The organism is Lacticaseibacillus thailandensis DSM 22698 = JCM 13996 (genome assembly GCF_001312865.1).
GTDB classification, from domain to species: domain Bacteria; phylum Bacillota; class Bacilli; order Lactobacillales; family Lactobacillaceae; genus Lacticaseibacillus; species Lacticaseibacillus thailandensis.
In genome coordinates this window covers 180106-196721 of record NZ_BBER01000004.1, presented here as the reverse complement: position 1 = coordinate 196721, position 16616 = coordinate 180106, and the positions used below count along the sequence as shown (strand labels likewise).

Annotated in this window: 12 protein-coding genes and 4 pseudogenes; 13 read left to right on the top strand and 3 right to left on the bottom strand. The window is 54.9% G+C overall.

Translation table 11 applies throughout. The features are described 5' to 3' along the window. Positions 1-70: 70 nt before the first annotated feature. Positions 71-1419 (top strand): annotated as a pseudogene (locus JCM13996_RS07440) (MurT ligase domain-containing protein). Between the two features lie 45 nt (positions 1420-1464). Here JCM13996_RS07440 and JCM13996_RS07435 read toward each other — a convergent pair. Beyond that, on the bottom strand, positions 1465-1851 hold the full coding sequence (locus JCM13996_RS07435; RefSeq protein WP_263848891.1) for a GGDEF domain-containing protein: 387 nt from the start codon (positions 1849-1851) through the stop codon (positions 1465-1467). A gap of 1020 nt (positions 1852-2871) precedes the next feature. Between JCM13996_RS07435 and JCM13996_RS07430 the strand changes: the two genes are divergently transcribed. The 4 genes and pseudogenes from JCM13996_RS07430 (at position 2872) to JCM13996_RS07415 (ending at position 7003) form a co-directional block, all read left to right on the top strand. Continuing rightward, positions 2872-3531, top strand: coding sequence for a histidine phosphatase family protein (locus tag JCM13996_RS07430; RefSeq protein WP_054750641.1), 660 nt, complete (start codon positions 2872-2874; stop codon positions 3529-3531). Position 3532: 1 nt separating this feature from the next. After that, a complete protein-coding gene (locus JCM13996_RS07425) occupies positions 3533-4198 on the top strand; it encodes a histidine phosphatase family protein (RefSeq protein WP_054750640.1) in 666 nt (221 codons plus the stop codon). 90 nt (positions 4199-4288) lie between these two features. Then, a pseudogene (locus tag JCM13996_RS07420) lies at positions 4289-5610 on the top strand (C1 family peptidase). A 54-nt stretch (positions 5611-5664) separates the two neighbouring features. Further along, positions 5665-7003: pseudogene (locus tag JCM13996_RS07415) on the top strand (C1 family peptidase). 440 nt (positions 7004-7443) lie between these two features. Here the strand turns inward: JCM13996_RS07415 and rpiA are convergent. Then, positions 7444-8131 (bottom strand): annotated as a pseudogene (rpiA, locus tag JCM13996_RS07410) (ribose-5-phosphate isomerase RpiA). Positions 8132-8136: 5 nt separating this feature from the next. Then, on the bottom strand, positions 8137-8445 hold the full coding sequence (locus tag JCM13996_RS07405) for a GNAT family N-acetyltransferase (protein ID WP_054750637.1): 309 nt from the start codon (positions 8443-8445) through the stop codon (positions 8137-8139). 183 nt (positions 8446-8628) lie between these two features. Here JCM13996_RS07405 and JCM13996_RS07400 point away from each other — a divergent pair, with 183 nt between their 5' ends. From JCM13996_RS07400 to JCM13996_RS11140, 8 genes are all read left to right on the top strand, one after another. Next, positions 8629-9168, top strand: coding sequence for a dCTP deaminase/dUTPase family protein (locus JCM13996_RS07400; RefSeq protein WP_054750636.1), 540 nt, complete (start codon positions 8629-8631; stop codon positions 9166-9168). Between the two features lie 39 nt (positions 9169-9207). Beyond that, positions 9208-10599, top strand: coding sequence for a DNA repair protein RadA (gene radA / locus JCM13996_RS07395; RefSeq protein ID WP_054750635.1), 1392 nt, complete (start codon positions 9208-9210; stop codon positions 10597-10599). Between the two features lie 252 nt (positions 10600-10851). After that, complete coding sequence (locus tag JCM13996_RS07390; RefSeq protein ID WP_439646477.1) at positions 10852-12126, top strand: PIN/TRAM domain-containing protein; 1275 nt, start codon at positions 10852-10854, stop codon at positions 12124-12126. Between the two features lie 28 nt (positions 12127-12154). Beyond that, on the top strand, positions 12155-12466 hold the full coding sequence (locus tag JCM13996_RS11870; RefSeq protein ID WP_263848890.1) for a TSUP family transporter: 312 nt from the start codon (positions 12155-12157) through the stop codon (positions 12464-12466). A 25-nt stretch (positions 12467-12491) separates the two neighbouring features. Next, positions 12492-12887, top strand: a complete 396-nt coding sequence (locus tag JCM13996_RS11865) for a TSUP family transporter (RefSeq protein WP_263848889.1) — start codon at positions 12492-12494, stop codon at positions 12885-12887. 91 nt (positions 12888-12978) lie between these two features. After that, positions 12979-14466, top strand: coding sequence for a glutamate--tRNA ligase (gene gltX, locus JCM13996_RS07380; RefSeq protein ID WP_054750634.1), 1488 nt, complete (start codon positions 12979-12981; stop codon positions 14464-14466). 94 nt (positions 14467-14560) lie between these two features. Next, on the top strand, positions 14561-16237 hold the full coding sequence (locus JCM13996_RS07375) for a putative glycosyltransferase family protein (RefSeq protein WP_054750633.1): 1677 nt from the start codon (positions 14561-14563) through the stop codon (positions 16235-16237). Continuing rightward, complete coding sequence (locus JCM13996_RS11140) at positions 16186-16593, top strand: hypothetical protein (RefSeq protein ID WP_162205197.1); 408 nt, start codon at positions 16186-16188, stop codon at positions 16591-16593. The genes JCM13996_RS07375 and JCM13996_RS11140 overlap by 52 nt, the downstream gene beginning before the upstream one ends. Positions 16594-16616: the final 23 nt, after the last annotated feature.

Genomic DNA, 16616 nt, shown 5'->3' with positions numbered 1-16616 from the left:
CCAGGTGTGCTAGAATTGAACACAGTTAATTACGGATGTGGAGGAAAGTATCATCACAACGCAAAACCCAATTCGGTCCGCAACTGCGCGGGGCCTCGCTCGTTTATCATATGGTGTCTTGCACGGAGTCTTCAAACGCGGCTCTGCATTTCCTGGCAACTTGGCTGCCCGGATCGATCCCGATGTCCTACGCAGTTTGGCGCGGGACTATGATGTGATTATCATCACCGGGACCAACGGTAAGACCCTGACGACCAGCATGATCGTGAAGGCCCTCCGGCAAAAGTATCCTGACCTCATGACTAACCCCACGGGTAGTAACATGATGAGTGGTATTATCTCGGCCTTTATCGCCCAGGGTCCGCACAAAGGTCACGGGCGCGGCCTGGCCGTGCTGGAAGTTGACGAAGCCAACGTGGCGCCCGTGTCGGCGTTGGTGCACGTCAAAGCCTACGTGCTTACCAACATCTTCCGTGACCAAATGGACCGGTACGGCGAGTTTTACACGACCTACCAGAAGATCTTGAATGGCATTAACATGCATCCCGATGCCTTGGTCGTGGCCAACGGGGACGCCCCGATTTTTAGTTCCCGCCCGCTGAAGAACCCGATGCGTTACTACGGCTTTGACACTGGACGTCACGATAACCTCTTGGCACCACCAAACACTGATGGTGTGTTGTGCCCACGCTGTGAGCATATTTTACATTACCGCGAGCGCACGTACAGTAACCTGGGTAGCTTTTTCTGCCCGAACTGCGGCTTTGCCGCCCGGAGTTGACTTACCACGTGGCTGCCGTTACGGAGCAGACGCCGACCAGCTCTACCTTTACGATTGGTGACCAATCTTACACCCTGAATATCGGCGGCCTGTACAACGTCTACAACGCGCTGGCAGCGTACAGCGTGGCGAGTGAGTTTGGCGTGACGCCAGCACAGATGGCGAACGCTTTTGCGTACGACGAGAAGGTCTTTGGGCGCCAGGAAGAAATCAATATTGACGGGAAGCGGGTGACGCTGGTGCTCGTCAAAAACCCGGTGGGCTTGAACCAAGTTTTGGACATGATCGGTCATGATGACCAGTCGTTTGCCCTGGCTGTGTTGCTCAACGCTAACTACGCCGACGGGATCGACACGTCATGGATCTGGGACGGCAACTTCGAAGAGTTCGTGCACGCCCACCAGCACAGTAGCTACATGGTGGGTGGCGAGCGGTACCGTGATATCCAGTTACGTATGCAGGTGGCCGGCGTGGATCCTGACGCCTTAGCCACGGCACCGGACCTGAACAACGTGGTGGATTGGATCAAAGGGGTACCGGAACAGCACGTTTACTTGCTGGCAACCTATACGGCGGTGCTCCAGATGCGGAAGCACCTCGCTGATGGTGGTTACATCGCGGCGGGTTTTGATGCCTAAGAAAAAAAATGATGCTGACATGCGGCAAACATGTCAGCATCATTTTTAGTTGGGACTAGCTGCGTTGGGTTTACTGATGGTAATACCGTGAATGGTAATGGCGTTACGACCATGATTTTTGGAATTATACAGGTATTTGTCCGCGCGTTTGTAGATATCGAGGTAATTGCGGTCTTCGTGAATTGACCGGTCCTGGCCAATTGAGACGGTGATGTGGAACTGGTCGCCGCGGTCGGTGGTGAAGGTGAGGTCACTTAACGCCTTTTGAACGGCGGTCGAGTAGGCTGAGGCCTTGTCAAAATCCTCTACGACGTCAAGCAGCAGGAAGCTGAACTCCTCACCGCCGGTCCGGTAGGTCCGTACGGGGTAATCAAACTGTGCAACGACTTCCCGTAAGCGTTTGGCGACGGCCTGCAACACCGTATTCCCCACCACGTGCCCATAGGTATCATTGACCCGCTTGAAGTGGTCAATATCAAAGGTATACAGGCGTATAGCTCGTTATGATCTTGTAGCCGGTCAAAGGCCGTGTGCAGGTCAGCATCGAACACCCGGAAATTGCGTAAACCGGTCAGGTCGTCGATGCGGGCTTCGCTGAGTAGGTGAGCTTCATGGGTCCGCCGCGCCTTGAACCGGTAGTGCGTTTCCCAAAGAAACCACAGGATGAGGGTCAAAGTGACGAATTGCCACGGCCACCCCACATCGATGCCGTTTAATGACCGCCAATTGGCAATGAAGAAGGGGGCCATGTACACGTAGGCAAACGGATAGTAGATCCACCAGTAGGTCCCGATTTTCACCCCGAACTTGGTGGCGAGGTACATCATGACGATGGTCCAGGCATCAAGCGGTAACGACATGGACACGTGGGGTAGCCACCAATACCACAGGCTGACCACGATGATCATGGTCAAAAACACGTGCCGGCGCCGAGAGCTCAACAAGGCGTACAGTAACGTGGCACCCTGAAAGTTGAGGTAGGTCCAGCCATAGCCTACCGGGTTGTTCTGTGCCGCCATGGCGAGGACCGAGGAAAAGTGGAATAAGACCACAAAACCGATGGTCATGCCGATCAGTGCGGGTTCCCGCCAATGCCGCCAACGGCCCGTCAAACTATTGGTATTTTGCAACCAATTAAATAGTAGTGCATAGCCGATCAGCACAAGCGAGTTGTTAATAAAGGTGGTCGTGCGTAGACCCCACGAAACGAGCATAGGCGGTCCCCCTCAACAAAAAAATTCCCCAATCGCTAATATAACATATTCGAAAACTAATAGGGTTAAATGATTGAAATAATTGAAAATGGCCGTCATGGCGGGGTTAACGCAGCAACATTCATTGTCGCTGACTGTACAACGCTGACACGGAATGGTTCAGTCCCTGACTGGTTTCCCCGGCTGGGTCCGTTATAATGGTCGTGAGCTAGATATTAACATCCAGGGGGTTGGGATATTGGCATATTTATACCTAGTACGACACGGTGAAACGCAGATCAACGCGCAGGGCCGCTTTAATGGTGGTGGCGTGGATACCCCGCTGACAGACAAAGGCGTGGCGAGTGCCCGGACGTTGGGTGCGATGTTACGGCCCTTGAGTTTCCGCCGTATCGTAGTATCACCGCAAGCACGAGCAATACGTACGGCCAAGTTGATTGTAGGGGCGGACGCACCATTGCGGGTGGATGAACGCTTGCGTGAAATGCGGTTGGGGGATTGGGACGGTCAAACGGGTGATTTTGCGCGTAGCTTTACCCAATATGACGATTATTTTCACCACCCGGACCGCTTTGATGGGCACGCCATTCACGCCGAGACCTACCAGGAATTAGTTGACCGCGCGAGCGCCGCTTACCAGGATGCCGTGGCGGGGTTGGGCACCCAAGACCGCGTCTTGATCGTGGCGCACGGGATCTTGCTGTCGATTGTGAGCCGAGTACTTATCGGCACGCCGCTTGGCCAGACGCGGGATGCCCCATTACTGGCAAACACCAGTGTTTCGGTACTGCAAAACCAGACGGGTGACCCGGGTTGGCGGCGATTAGCGTGGGGTGTGACCCCTGCGGCGTTGGCTGACGAGCCAGCACCCGTCCAGCAACTATTCAAGGAGGAATGATATGGCTTATCTATACTTGGTTCGGCACGGCGAAACGATTCTGAATGCGGACGACCGCGTTAATGGTGGTACGGTGGACAGCCCGTTAACAGCCCAAGGCGTGGCCAGTGCGCAGGCGTTGGGCAAATTGCTGGCTGGCGTCCACTTTGACCGTATCATCACCTCCCCAATTAAACGGGCGGTGACCACGACCCGTTTAGTGGTGGGCGAGCAGGTACCCATCATCACCGATACGCGGTTGCGCGAAATGACGCTGGGCGATTGGGATGGGCTCCCCGTCAGCGTGATTGCGGACGACCCTGAGTTTCACCACTTTAATGAGCATTTGGATGCCTTTAACGCGCAGGCGATGCATGCCGAGACAATCGCCCACCTTTGGCAGCGGGGCCACGCCGCCCTGCGCGCGGCTGTGGCGGGCGTGCCCGCGGACGGGCACGTTTTGGTGGTCGCCCACGCCATTATTTTGACGTTGCTGGCGCGGGTACTGACCGGCACGACCAGCATTGATGGTGCCCGGACCGATGGGGAGCTGGTCAACACCAGCGTGACGGTCCTGCGCGACCAACCAGGTGCTTGGGCCAAGCTGGCCTGGGAAGTGACCCCGGACCGTGTGGACACGTTGACGCCGGCTCAACGTGCACTGTTTAATTTGCCGGCCAAACAATAAAACTCACCCTTTTCTCACGGTAATCATTTCAAAAACTCACTAAATGGCGTAAACTGAGTATGTTTATCATGACGACGGGAGGGTCAGCAAATGAGTAAGGCAATTTCATGGCAGCAAGTGCAACAGTACCAGCAGGAGTTGCAACAGCAGCCCGGTCACGCGGCCTTAGCGCGGGCGGTGCAGAACGTTGGCATCAAGGCAGCGAGTCGCCAGCAGTTGGGACAGGCCGCCTTTGCACCCGTGTTTTCGGACGAGATTCCCACGGGTGTGGTGACCAACCAGAAACATAGTGGGCGCTGCTGGATGTTCGCGGAGCTCAACACAATGCGCCACGCGGTGTCCGGCAAGTTTGGCGTCAAGAACCTGGAGTTTTCCCAGGCGTTTTTAGCATTTTACGACCGGTTGGAAAAGTCCAACCAGTTTTTGAACCAAATGATTGCTAACGTGGCGGCACCCATCGGCAGTCGCAAGTTGGACTGGTACCTTACCTGGGCTAACGGGGATGGTGGCCAGTACGAAAACGCTGCGTCGTTGATTGCCAAATATGGGGTCATACCTAAGTCAGTCATGCCCGAAACCTACAACAGTGACAATACCACGGAGCTTAACGCTACGCTGAACTTAAAGTTACGGCAGGACGCCGTCGCCTTGCGGCAGGCGTACGCCAGTGGCGCCACGCCTGACCAGTTAGCGGCTCAACGCGTGCAGCAACTCAGCACGATCTACCGGATCCTCGCGTATGCTTACGGCGAACCACCACGTCAATTCGACTTTGAGTACATGGATGACCAGCACCAGTACCACCGTGTGCCTGGTTTGACGCCGCGTAGTTTCTTTGACCAGTTCCTCGGCTGGGATTTCGACCAGTACGTGATGCTGATCAGCACGAATGCTACGGGCAAGGAATACTGGCACAGCTACACCTTGCCGTCCCAGGATCACGTCGAGGGTGGCCGGCGGATTTTGTGGGTCAACGTTCCGGAGGCGGTCCTTGAACAAGCGGCCATCCAGCAGATTCAGGGTGGCGAGACGGTGTGGTTTGGCAACGACGTGTTGGCTGATTCTGACCGCCAAAGTGGCACGTTAGTGGGCGACTTGTACGCACAAAGCGAGTTGTTCGGCGTTGACCTGCACATGGACGTCGGCACGCGGTTCGACACACATCAGGCTGAGGTTAGTCACGCCATGGTCTTAACGGGTGTTGACCTAGTTAAGGGCGCACCGACCAAGTGGAAGGTGGAAAATTCATGGGCTCCGCCAATGGACACGACGGCTACTTTGTCGCGGATGAGCGGTGGTTCCAGGACTACGCTTACTCAGTAGCCATTAACCGGCAATACTTGCCACAACGGGTGCTAGACGTGCTCGACCAGGCCCCGACCACACTGGCACCATGGGACCCACTCGCATAGTATTCTCATTTTGTGCTACACTACGTTTAAATCTTCTTAGGGGGCAATTAATTAATGGCAAAAGCAGTTACGTCCGCAAACTTGGACCAGTACGCCCAGGACTTTGCGGCTACACCAGCAGCACCGGCTTTGCAGAAAGCCGTCATGAACAACGGCATCTTGAAGGTGGCCGAGAACACCGCCAGCAAGGTGGCCATGACGCCGACCTTCTCCGTTGAGTTGGATACCGGTGCCGTTGCGAACCAGAAGCAGTCCGGCCGTTGCTGGATGTTTGCGGCCTTGAACACCATGCGGCACTCCATTCAGGCCCAGTTCAAGATCAAGGACTTTGAGCTTTCCCAGAACTTCACGTTCTTCTGGGACAAGTTTGAAAAGTCCAACTACTTCTATGAAAACATCATCGCCACGGCGGACCAGCCAACCGATTCCCGCAAGGTGGCCTTCCTGTTGACGACACCGCAACAGGACGGTGGTCAGTGGGATATGCTGACGGCTCTAATTGATAAGTACGGAATCGTGCCGAAGTCCGTCATGCCTGAAACCTACAGTTCCAGCAAGAGTTCTGAGCTGAACGCTACGTTGAACTTGAAGCTACGCAAAGACGCGGTGGCCCTGCGCAAGCTGGTGAACGATGGTGCGAGTGCAGATGACCTTGCGGCTACCAAGAGTAAGTTCTTGTCCGAAGACTACCGGATCTTGGCGTACACGCTGGGCAACCCGCCAACGAAGTTCGATTTTGAATACCGGGACGACGACAAGGAATACCACCGCGACGCAGACCTGACACCAAAGAGCTTCTACGACAAGTACATTGGCTGGGATCTGGACCAGTACCAGTCCATTATCCAGGCACCAACTGCTGACAAGCCGTACAACCATCTGTACACGGTGGAAATGCTGGGTAACGTTGTGGGTGGCCGTGAAGTACGTCACTTGAACTTATCCGTTGAGGACTTTAAGGCGGCAGCCATCAAGCAGCTGCAGGCTGGCAAATCCGTTTGGTTTGGTAGTGACGTGGGTAAGGAATCCGACCGTCAGTTGGGGATTCTCGACACGAACATTTACGACCAGGACGGCTTGTTCAACACCAGCTTCCAGATGACCAAGCAGAACGCCTAGATTATGGGCAGAGCCTGATGACGCACGCCATGGTTCTGACTGGGGTCGACTTGGTTGACGGCCAGCCAACCAAGTGGAAGGTGGAAAACTCCTGGGGTGACAAGGTCGGTGAAAAGGGCTACTTTGTTGCTTCCGACGACTGGTTCGACAACTACGTCTACCAGGTCGTAATCAACAAGAAGTTCCTGTCTGATGAACTGAACGACGTCATCAAGAAGGAATACGATCACCCCACACTGCTGGCACCGTGGGACCAATGGGTGCTTTGGCTTAAGTTGGCGTAACGACTAGAGGCTCCGGTAATTGACCGGGGCCTCTTTGGTGTCTTGGGGGAACAAAGTTGCTGCTCCGGGGACCGTGGTAGCGTTAAAATAATTATGGATAATGGTCAACAATTGGGAGGTGCCCAAATGAAGTACGTTGCGTATATTGCCCTACTGCTGTTAACGGTGTTTTTTTAGCGCCTTTTTAAGTAGTTGGGTCACCCAGTATTCGCTGTGGTGGTGGCTGATCGTGGCGGTTTATTTGATCGTTATTACCATCGTCTACGGCATTATTGAACAGGATAGCCGCAAGCGTTAATACGAAGTTTGGGGCGTAGGCATGGTGAGAAAAATGTGAGCCAGTGCTGGCGTTGGTACGTTAACCAGAGGAATATAAAAGGGGCCGTGACATGCAATCATGCCACGGCCCGCTACGTTAATTCAACTGTGTTTAGCGACCGGCGTTAAGTACCTGCGTCCCATCCGGCGTGCCGACCACGACCTTGTTCACAATATCGAGAAACAAGCCATGCTCAAGGATTCCGGTTTGCGCGTCCAAGAATTGGGCCAACAGGTGCGGGTGGGCAATTTTGCCCACGTGCAGGTCGAGGACGTAGTTGCCGTTGTGTGTGGTGACCAACTGCCCTTGGTCATCGCGACGCCACTCGGGATTGAGGCCCTCCGCAGCTAGGCGGCGCTCAACCTGAGTGTGACCGAAGGGGATGACTTCGGTTGGAAGCGGGAAGGCCCCGAGTGTGTCCACCAATTTGCTTTGGTCAACGATCCAAATGTTTTGAGCACTGGTCAGGGCGACCATCTTTTCCAACGTGTGGGCCGCACCACCACCCTTAATGCCCTGGAAGTGTTGGTCGATCTCGTCGGCACCATCAATGGTGAGGTCGATGTGGTCGACGTCATCAATGCCAACCATCGTGATGCCCAAACCGCGTGCCTGGTCCTCGGTACGGCTACTGGTAGAAACCCCCTGTATGTGTAGGTGTTCCGCTTGCACGCGGCGGGCAATAGCCTCCACCAGGTAGTGCACGGTCGAGCCGGTGCCCAGCCCCAGCGTCATTCCGTCTTCAACAAACTCGGCGGCGCGGTCCGCAGCCATTTTTTTTCAGTGCGTTTTGATCCATGATGATTACTCCTTTGTGGCGTGACGTTCTGCGGCGGTATGGCGCAAGACGTCGGCATATTCTGGCCGACGCTGAAATTCGGCGCGCGCGAACGTGCATAGCGGCTCAATTTTCAGGTCGTGGTGCCGGGCGTGGTCGACCACGCGGCGGACTAGTTGGCCAGCGATTCCCTGGCCGCGGAGACTGGGATCGACAAAGGTGTGGTCGATACTTAGTGCGTGACCCTCGTCGATACTGGTGTAGGTGACTTCCGCGGTAAGGTGCCCCTGGTCGTCAGTGAGAAAATAACGACCGTGTTCGTGCTGAAATTTCATCGTCTGCCTCCAATATTTTGATCATTACGGCTGTTTCCGGGTCTAGTGTACCATGCTGCCGGGGGGTGTGGGCACCGTGCAGTTAATTGCCCGGTGCTTGGCCCACGTACCAGTTGCTACTGTGTTATCCTTATTCTAATTACAAAGCAGTGCAAATCATTATGATTTCAAAGGAGAAAACCAATGCCCAAACGTGGATTTGCCGTCGTTTCTAAGTATGCTAACGATGGTCTCAAATTACCGGTCCGGTCTACCAAAAACGCCGCCGGCTACGACTTCTTTGCCCGCGAAGACTTTGTCCTCAAAAGTATCTGGCGCTACGACTTTATTCGGCTCTTCCGCCTCATTCGCAACGAGCACCCGCTGACCGATAATGACTTCCAGCGGGCCAGCGATGTGCTGCGGCCACAACTAGTGCCGACGGGCATCAAAGTCTTTATGCAACCCGACGAGGTGTTTGTCCTCGCTAACCGGAGCAGTAACCCGTTGAAGCGCGGCCTCATCCTGCCGAACGGGATTGGGGTCGTTGATGCCGATTACTACAATAATCCGGACAACGAAGGCGAAATCTTCTTTCAGCTGGTTAACCTCGGGCCGCGGACCAAGGTGATCAAGAAGGGTGAACGTATTGGCCAAGGCATCTTCATGCCGTTCCTGACGGCTGATGGTGACCAGGGCGGCCTCCAACAGCGAAATGGTGGGTTTGGTTCAACCGGTAAGTAGCATCAAGCAGTTTTTGGGTGTTGAAAGTGGGGATGAATAATGGCCAAGGCCAGAACTAGGTATGTATGTCAAAATTGTGGCTATGTGTCCGCGTCTTACGTGGGCCGTTGCCCTGATTGTGGTGGTTGGAACACCTTGATTGAAGAAACCGTCACCCCAACCGCTAGCACCAGCACCAAGAGTCAGCCCCGGCAGACAGCGACGGGAAACCAGGTGCGGCCGCAAAGGATGAACGCCGTGACGGCAACCAAGGAACGGCGAATCACTACTAACCTCCAAGAACTGAACCGGGTACTTGGTGGCGGGATCGTCCCTGGGTCCTTGATCCTGATTGGTGGGGACCCCGGTATTGGGAAGTCTACACTGTTACTCCAGGTTTCGGGCCAGTTAGCGGCCAAGCACGGCACGGTGCTATACGTTTCTGGGGAGGAAAGTGCCAGCCAAATTAAGTTGCGGGCCGACCGTTTGGGCATGGCGGATTCGGGGATGTACTTGTACCCTGAAACCGACATGCCTGCGATTCGGCAGGCCATTGACGACATGCACCCCGACTTTGTGGTCATCGACTCCGTGCAGACCATGAACGTGCCCGACATGAACTCGGCGGTTGGTTCGGTGAGTCAGATTCGCGAGGTGACTAGTGAACTGATGCGCATCGCCAAGAGCCAAGGTATAACTATTTTTGTGGTCGGGCACGTGACCAAAGAGGGTGCCATTGCGGGACCCAAGATGCTCGAACACATGGTGGACACGGTGCTCTACTTTGAGGGGGACATGCACCACACCTACCGGATCCTACGCTCGGTGAAGAACCGCTTTGGAAGCACCAACGAAATTGGTATCTTCGAGATGCATAGCGACGGTCTGCAGGAAGTGTCGAACCCATCCGAAATCTTTTTGGAGGAACGGATGCAAGGCGCCACGGGCTCGGCGGTGGTGGTCTCGATGGAAGGTACCCGGCCGATCCTGGTGGAAATTCAGGCCTTGATTACGCCGACCCTGTTTGGTAATGCCAAGCGGACTAGTAGCGGTGTTGACCGCAATAAAGCCAGCTTGATTATGGCGGTGCTGGAAAAGCGCGCCGACGTTATGTTGCAAAATCAGGATGCGTACCTTAAAGCCACGGGTGGTGTCCGCTTAGACGAACCCGCCATTGACCTGGCCATTGCCATGGCCATCGTCAGCTCGTATCGAGACGTGGAGATTCCGGCCACCGATGCCTTTGTTGGGGAAATTGGCCTGACTGGTGAAGTTAGGCGCGTTAACCGCATTGAGGATCGGGTCAAAGAGGCCGCCAAGTTGGGCTTTAAGCGCATCTTTGTGCCACGCAACAACCTGCATGGCTGGGACGTGCCGCACGATATTGACGTGGTGGGGGTCACTAGTGTCAGCGAAGCCCTACAGAGGGTGTTTGGGCACAACCATAATTAATACCAGTGCGACCATGGGGGTGATTATTGCCCGGGAAATATTCCTGGAGCTAAGCACCCCCCTTTTTGGCTAATGGCGTAGGGGGTGAGGCGGCGGCTGTCAACAATCATAATTTTAAAATTGCGCTTTCTTTGGTCCATATGGTCGCCTGTATCGACGATAAGGACTAAAATAAGCGGTAAGGTAGCGGGCACGTTATTGCTACCTGATGCACGTGTGTACGTGTAAATCTAATATGGAGGAGGAAAGTATATGCAAAAGCGAATTATTACGGCAATTTTTGCGGTACTCGGGATTCCGGCTGGTGTGGCCGTAATGCCGAGGATCTGGACCCTCGTGGGCATGGGTCAGAACGAATTATTTAATAATTTTGTGGTTAATGCAATTATTGGTGCCTTATTCTTTATCGTTCTGGCGTTCATGTTGGCAGGTGTTATATTACGGATGATTGCCCGGGCCGACCAGTTTTTGAGCGATAAGTCCCCAACTTACATTCTCTTTGGCAGTTTGTCGACCATTGTTGGCTTGATTCTGGCGACGCTCATTTCCCAACTGATCTTTTTCCGGCTACCAAACGGCTTCTTGTCCACCGTGCCACCAATCATCTTGATGATCGTTTTTGGGTATCTGGGTTTTCGTGTGGGTACCACCCGGCGGCATGAGTGGCGCCGGTTGTTAATGACCATGCGGCGCAATAACAATGACGCCAAGTCCAAGCCGGACGTCACGGAGGCCGATGATGTTGAGGGGGTCGCGTTTCACCAGTACAAGATTCTCGACACTAGTGTCATCATCGATGGCCGGATTCAGGCCTTAGCCAAGACGGGGTTCATTGAAGGAACGCTGCTGGTACCCAACTTTGTGTTACATGAACTGCAACTAATCAGCGATTCGGCGGATAGTTTGAAACGTGAACGTGGTCGTCGTGGGCTGGATATTCTCAACCAAATGCAAAAGGATAAGAATATTCGGATCGAGATGACGGACTCTGATTTTGAGGGCTCCCGCGAAGTGGACGGCAAACTGTTGAAGCTGGCCAAGGAAATGGATGCGGTCGTGGTGTCGAACGATTACAACCTGGGCAAGGTGAGCGAGTTCCAAAACGTGCCGATTCTCAACATTAATGAGCTGGCCACCGCGCTGAAACCGGAAGTCATTCCGGGCGAAGAAATGACGGTCCACATCGTGAAGGCTGGGACCGAACGCCAGCAAGGGGTCGCGTACATGCCGGAAGGAACGATGGTCGTTGTCGAGGATGGCCAGTACTACATGGATCAAAATCTACGTGTTATCGTGACGAGCGCGATTCAGACCAACGCTGGGCGCATGATTTTCGCCCGGCCGGCTCACAGTGTCAATCCGTTAGGCAAAGATGCTTCTACTGAGGCTGCCCCGGATCCATCGGCCGAAGCAACCGGCCACAAAATGAGCCGCAGAGCGCGAACCGCCAGGAGCAAGCGGCGGCATCGGCCAAGCCAGCGCGTAAGCGGCGTGGGCGTCGCGGCCGTGCCGACAAGGCTTAGTTAACTTTGTACATGAATGGAGTTGGGGACGGGTGCTAGGAACATTATTGTACGTGATACCAGGTTTCTTTGCCGGCCTGGTTCAAGGTATTACGGGCTTTGGTTCTGGTATCGTGTTAATGACGTTCTTGCCGTTCGTGTTGCCTATTCCGCAAGGCGCCGGGGTATTGACGTTAACGATGTCCGGGCCCAACGCCGCGTTGGTGTGGCGGTACCGGCGGGGAATCCACTGGCTGCACATTATCGTGCCCTTTGTGGTTTATTCGGTGGTTGCCACCGTGGCGGTCCACCTGGGCCAGCATTGGCCACAACTTTGCTCAAAGGTTTACTGGGTGGCTTGCTGATTACGATTGCCACCTACAGGTACTCATGCAGTACCGGGGGCACGCGCCGCGGCATATCGTGTGGCCGGTAGCGGTGGTGTTCATGATCGTGTCGGGTTTCTTCAACGGCTTGTTTGGTATTGGTGGTCCGTTGATGGCCCTCTACTTTTTGACGGAAAGCCGCAGCACGACGGAGTACTTGGCCAGTATCCAGACGTTTTTCATGTTGGACACCGTGTACGTGACCTCATTGCGGTTTAGTCAGGGCATCTTGCAACTCCACCACTTAGGCTTTGTGGCGGTGGGGATGCTGGGCGCGGTTATTGGCACCATCGTGGCTAATCGTGTGGTTGACCAACTGAACTTGACGCGCGTACGGCAAATTGTGTACACCTTCATCGGCATCAGTGGGCTGTATTACCTGGTGCAGGCGTTGGTGTAACGCTTTTACCCGCGGGGCTCCGCTCTGGTCCCAAGTATGTTACACTTATTATCGGAATTTTGAGTATTAGTAGTCATTAGGAGGCAGAATATTGGCAGAGCGACCAGTACGTGTGCGCTACGCACCGAGCCCAACCGGACATCTTCACATTGGGAATGCCCGTACGGCTTTATTCAACTATTTGTTTGCACGTCACAACAACGGCACCTTGGTTTTACGGATTGAAGACACTGACACCAAGCGGAACGTTGCCGACGGCGAAAAGAGCCAGATGGATAACCTCCACTGGTTAGGTATTGACTGGGATGAAGGTCCCGACAAGGGCGGCGACTTTGGCCCGTACCGTCAATCTGAACGCCGCGACATCTACGCACCATTGATTCAAGAATTGGTGGACAAGGGTCTGGCTTACGAATCATATAAGACTGAGGAAGAGCTAGAAGCCGAACGTGCACAGCAAAAGGCCAACGGCGAAATGCCGCACTACGTCTACGAGTATGCCGGCATGAGTGAGGACGAAAAGCAGGCCGCCATTGCTGCCGCGAAGGCGAAGGGGCTTGAGCCCGTTATTCGCTTCCACATTCCTGAAAATCACACCTACGAGTGGAACGACATCGTCAAGGGTGACATTAGTATTGACTCCAACTCCATCGGGGGCGACTTTGTCATTCAGAAGCGTGACGGTATGCCGACCTACAACTTTGCCGTGGTTGTTGATGACCACTTGATGCAGATCACCCACGTGCTGCGCGGTGACGACCATATCGCCAACACGCCTAAGCAGATGGCAATTTACGACGCCTTTGGTTGGGAGCACCCCGTCTTTGGCCACATGACGCTGATCATCAACAGCGCCACCGGTAAGAAGCTGTCCAAGCGTGACGAGACCATTTTGCAGTTCATCGAACAATACAAGGAACTGGGCTACCTGCCCCAGGCCATGTTCAACTTTATCGCGCTGTTGGGCTGGTCGCCAAAAGGTGAGAGCGAACTCTTCTCCAAGAAGCAGTTCATCAAGCAGTTTGATCCGAACCGTTTGAGTAAGAGTCCGGCCAAGTTTGACCAGAAGAAGCTAGAGTGGGTCAACAATCAGTACGTCAAGAAGACCGACATGAACGATATTGCCGGCTTGGCGATGGACAACTTGATCCGCGCGGGCAAAGTGGATACCGATCCCGATAAGGAACAGATTGAGTGGGTCCGTCAGGTGGTCAACATTTATCGCGACCAGATGAGCTACACCGCGCAAATCGTTGATGATGCCGACTTGTTCTTCAGCCAGCCAGCTGAACTGAACGATGATGATCGGGCTGAGCTGGCCGACGAGCTAGCAATTCCCGTCATCAAGGCGTTCCAGGCTAAGGCCAAGACCATGAAGCCGTTCTCCGCGTTGAACATTAAGCGGGCAACCCAGGAAGTCCGGGCTGAGACTGGTGCCAATGGTCGTAAGCTGTACATGCCAATCCGTATTGCCACGACGCGCGTAATGCATGGTCCGCAGTTACCAGAAACGCTAGAACTGATTGGCCGCAAGCAAGTTTTGGCTAACATTGATTATGTACTGAACGCGCTGAAGTAGAGCGCACTGAATAGGGGGGCAACCACGCGCAGTATGGGCGTGGTAGCTCCCATTTTTATACATATTGAGAAACATTTGTTGCAGGAGGATATCCGTGGTACAGCAACTTCTACGTAAAGTGCGGCGTGCGCGTTGCACCCCCATCATTATTATCGGTTTGGTGGCGCTTTTGGCCGTCGCCCCGCAATTATGGAATCACGGGATAATTTTAGGCATTGATGCCATCTTTCACCTGAACCGCTTTTATGATGCTTACCAACAGATTCGCCATCACGTGTGGAGCTATTTCCAAATGAATTACGGCTTTCAGCGTACCGGCCGGGTAGTCAATGCCCTGTACGGCCCATTATTTAGTTATGCCGTGGGGTACCTGTTACTGTGGACGCACAGCTGGTTGGCTGTGGAAGTTTTGCTCGGGTGGCTGGTGTTGTTTATTGCTGGCACCGGCATGTACGTGTTGACCCGCCGCGCCGGCGTACGGCGGCTGTGGGCGACCGTTGCTGGCCTGGTTTACATGTTGTCGGGCTGGGTGGCGTCCTGGTTGACCACGCAAGAATTTACCGCTTGGGGTGCCGCCCTAATGCCCATTATTCTCCTGGCGGGGGTGCGTATGTTGGAACACCCAGAACGGCCCGTACGGGTAGTGCCGTTAGCGCTGATTATGGCTATCGTCTTGCAGATGCACGTCCTTAGTGCGGTGCTGGGTACGTTGGCATTGCTACCCTTTGTGGCCATTGGGTTATACCGCACACCACGCAAAGGACGGATGATGGTCGACCTCATTTTGGCGGTGGTGCTGACCCTGGTGCTCACGGCCAACATCTGGGGCGCCATGCTCGAGGTGTACACTAGCGGCCACGTCCTTGCGCCCTACGCGCCGAATAACCTGAGCACCTACACGGTCACGCCGTCCTTTGGTAACTACGGGCGGGGCACAATCAACGGTAGCGGCCTGGGATTGGTGATTACCTTGCTCTTTGCCGCGCAAATCGTGACCGTGCTCACGCGGTGGCGGTACGTGCGGACGTTGAACCGTACCTTTACGGTCACAGGAACCGTATTTTTGCTACTGAGTTCACAACTTGTACCGTGGAACGCACTGGCGGCCCGGTGGTCGGGCCTGGGTAACTTTCTCCAGTTTCCCAGTCGGCTACTGGTCGTGGCGGCGACGCTCTTAGTTGCTGGAGCCGCGATGACGGTTGGCGACGGAACGTGGCGTCTTGGTCGCACACCCCGGCTTTGGTGTCGGGCCGCGGCTTTGGCGGCGGTGGGCTTGCTCGGTGTTCAGACGGTGACGGACGTGCAAAACTCGGCCGAAGCCTGGAACAAGCCGCAAGTTCTGCAGTCGCAGACCAGCATCACGATGAATGCGCCCGATGTGGCCACGATCCGCGAGACATTCAACGGACGACACCTGGGTCGAGCCCTGCAGATGGTAGCCAAAGCCACACCGGATTACTTGCCCGTGCCGCTGTGTCCGTCCGGTGGATGCGTGAGAATAGTCAATCGGTGCTCTACCATCAAGAACGTGTGGCCGTCACGAACGATCCCGACGCCAATGAGGGCGCGGTTGGTGGGCGCATCAACGCCAAGCTGTACAAGCAGCAGCAGGTCGCCCTGGACGACGCCAGTCCGTATAACATCTATTACGCGCAGATTATTGCCAACGCGCCGCAGTATAGTTACGCGGCTTACGCTAGTGGTGATCCCGAGCAGTACGTGCAGGATGAGGCTAAGAAGGGCGTCACGGCCACCGATGTGGCCGGGATGACCAAAACCACCAGGTACCATAAGGCGACGTTGGCTAACGGAGCTTTGGCAACCAGTTGGACGGCAACCGAGGCGGGTGCCGTCCAGTTGCCGGTGGTCGCCTACGCGCACACTGAACTGTGGCTCAATGGTCACCGACTGCGGCGCGGTGATTACGCCCGTACCGATATTGGTGCGGTCATTGTATATGCACGCAAAGGGGCCAATCAACTAGTGCAGCGGTACGTGCCGGCGCGCTGGTTTAGCCCGTTGTGGCACGCGGCCCTAATTGGTTGGGGGGCAGTTGCGCTGTACGTGTTGGGGGATGCTATACTACGGGTAAGGCAGTGGCGCCGGTTACACGTAGCTACCCGGTAACCAAGCAAAGCAAAGATGGTGAA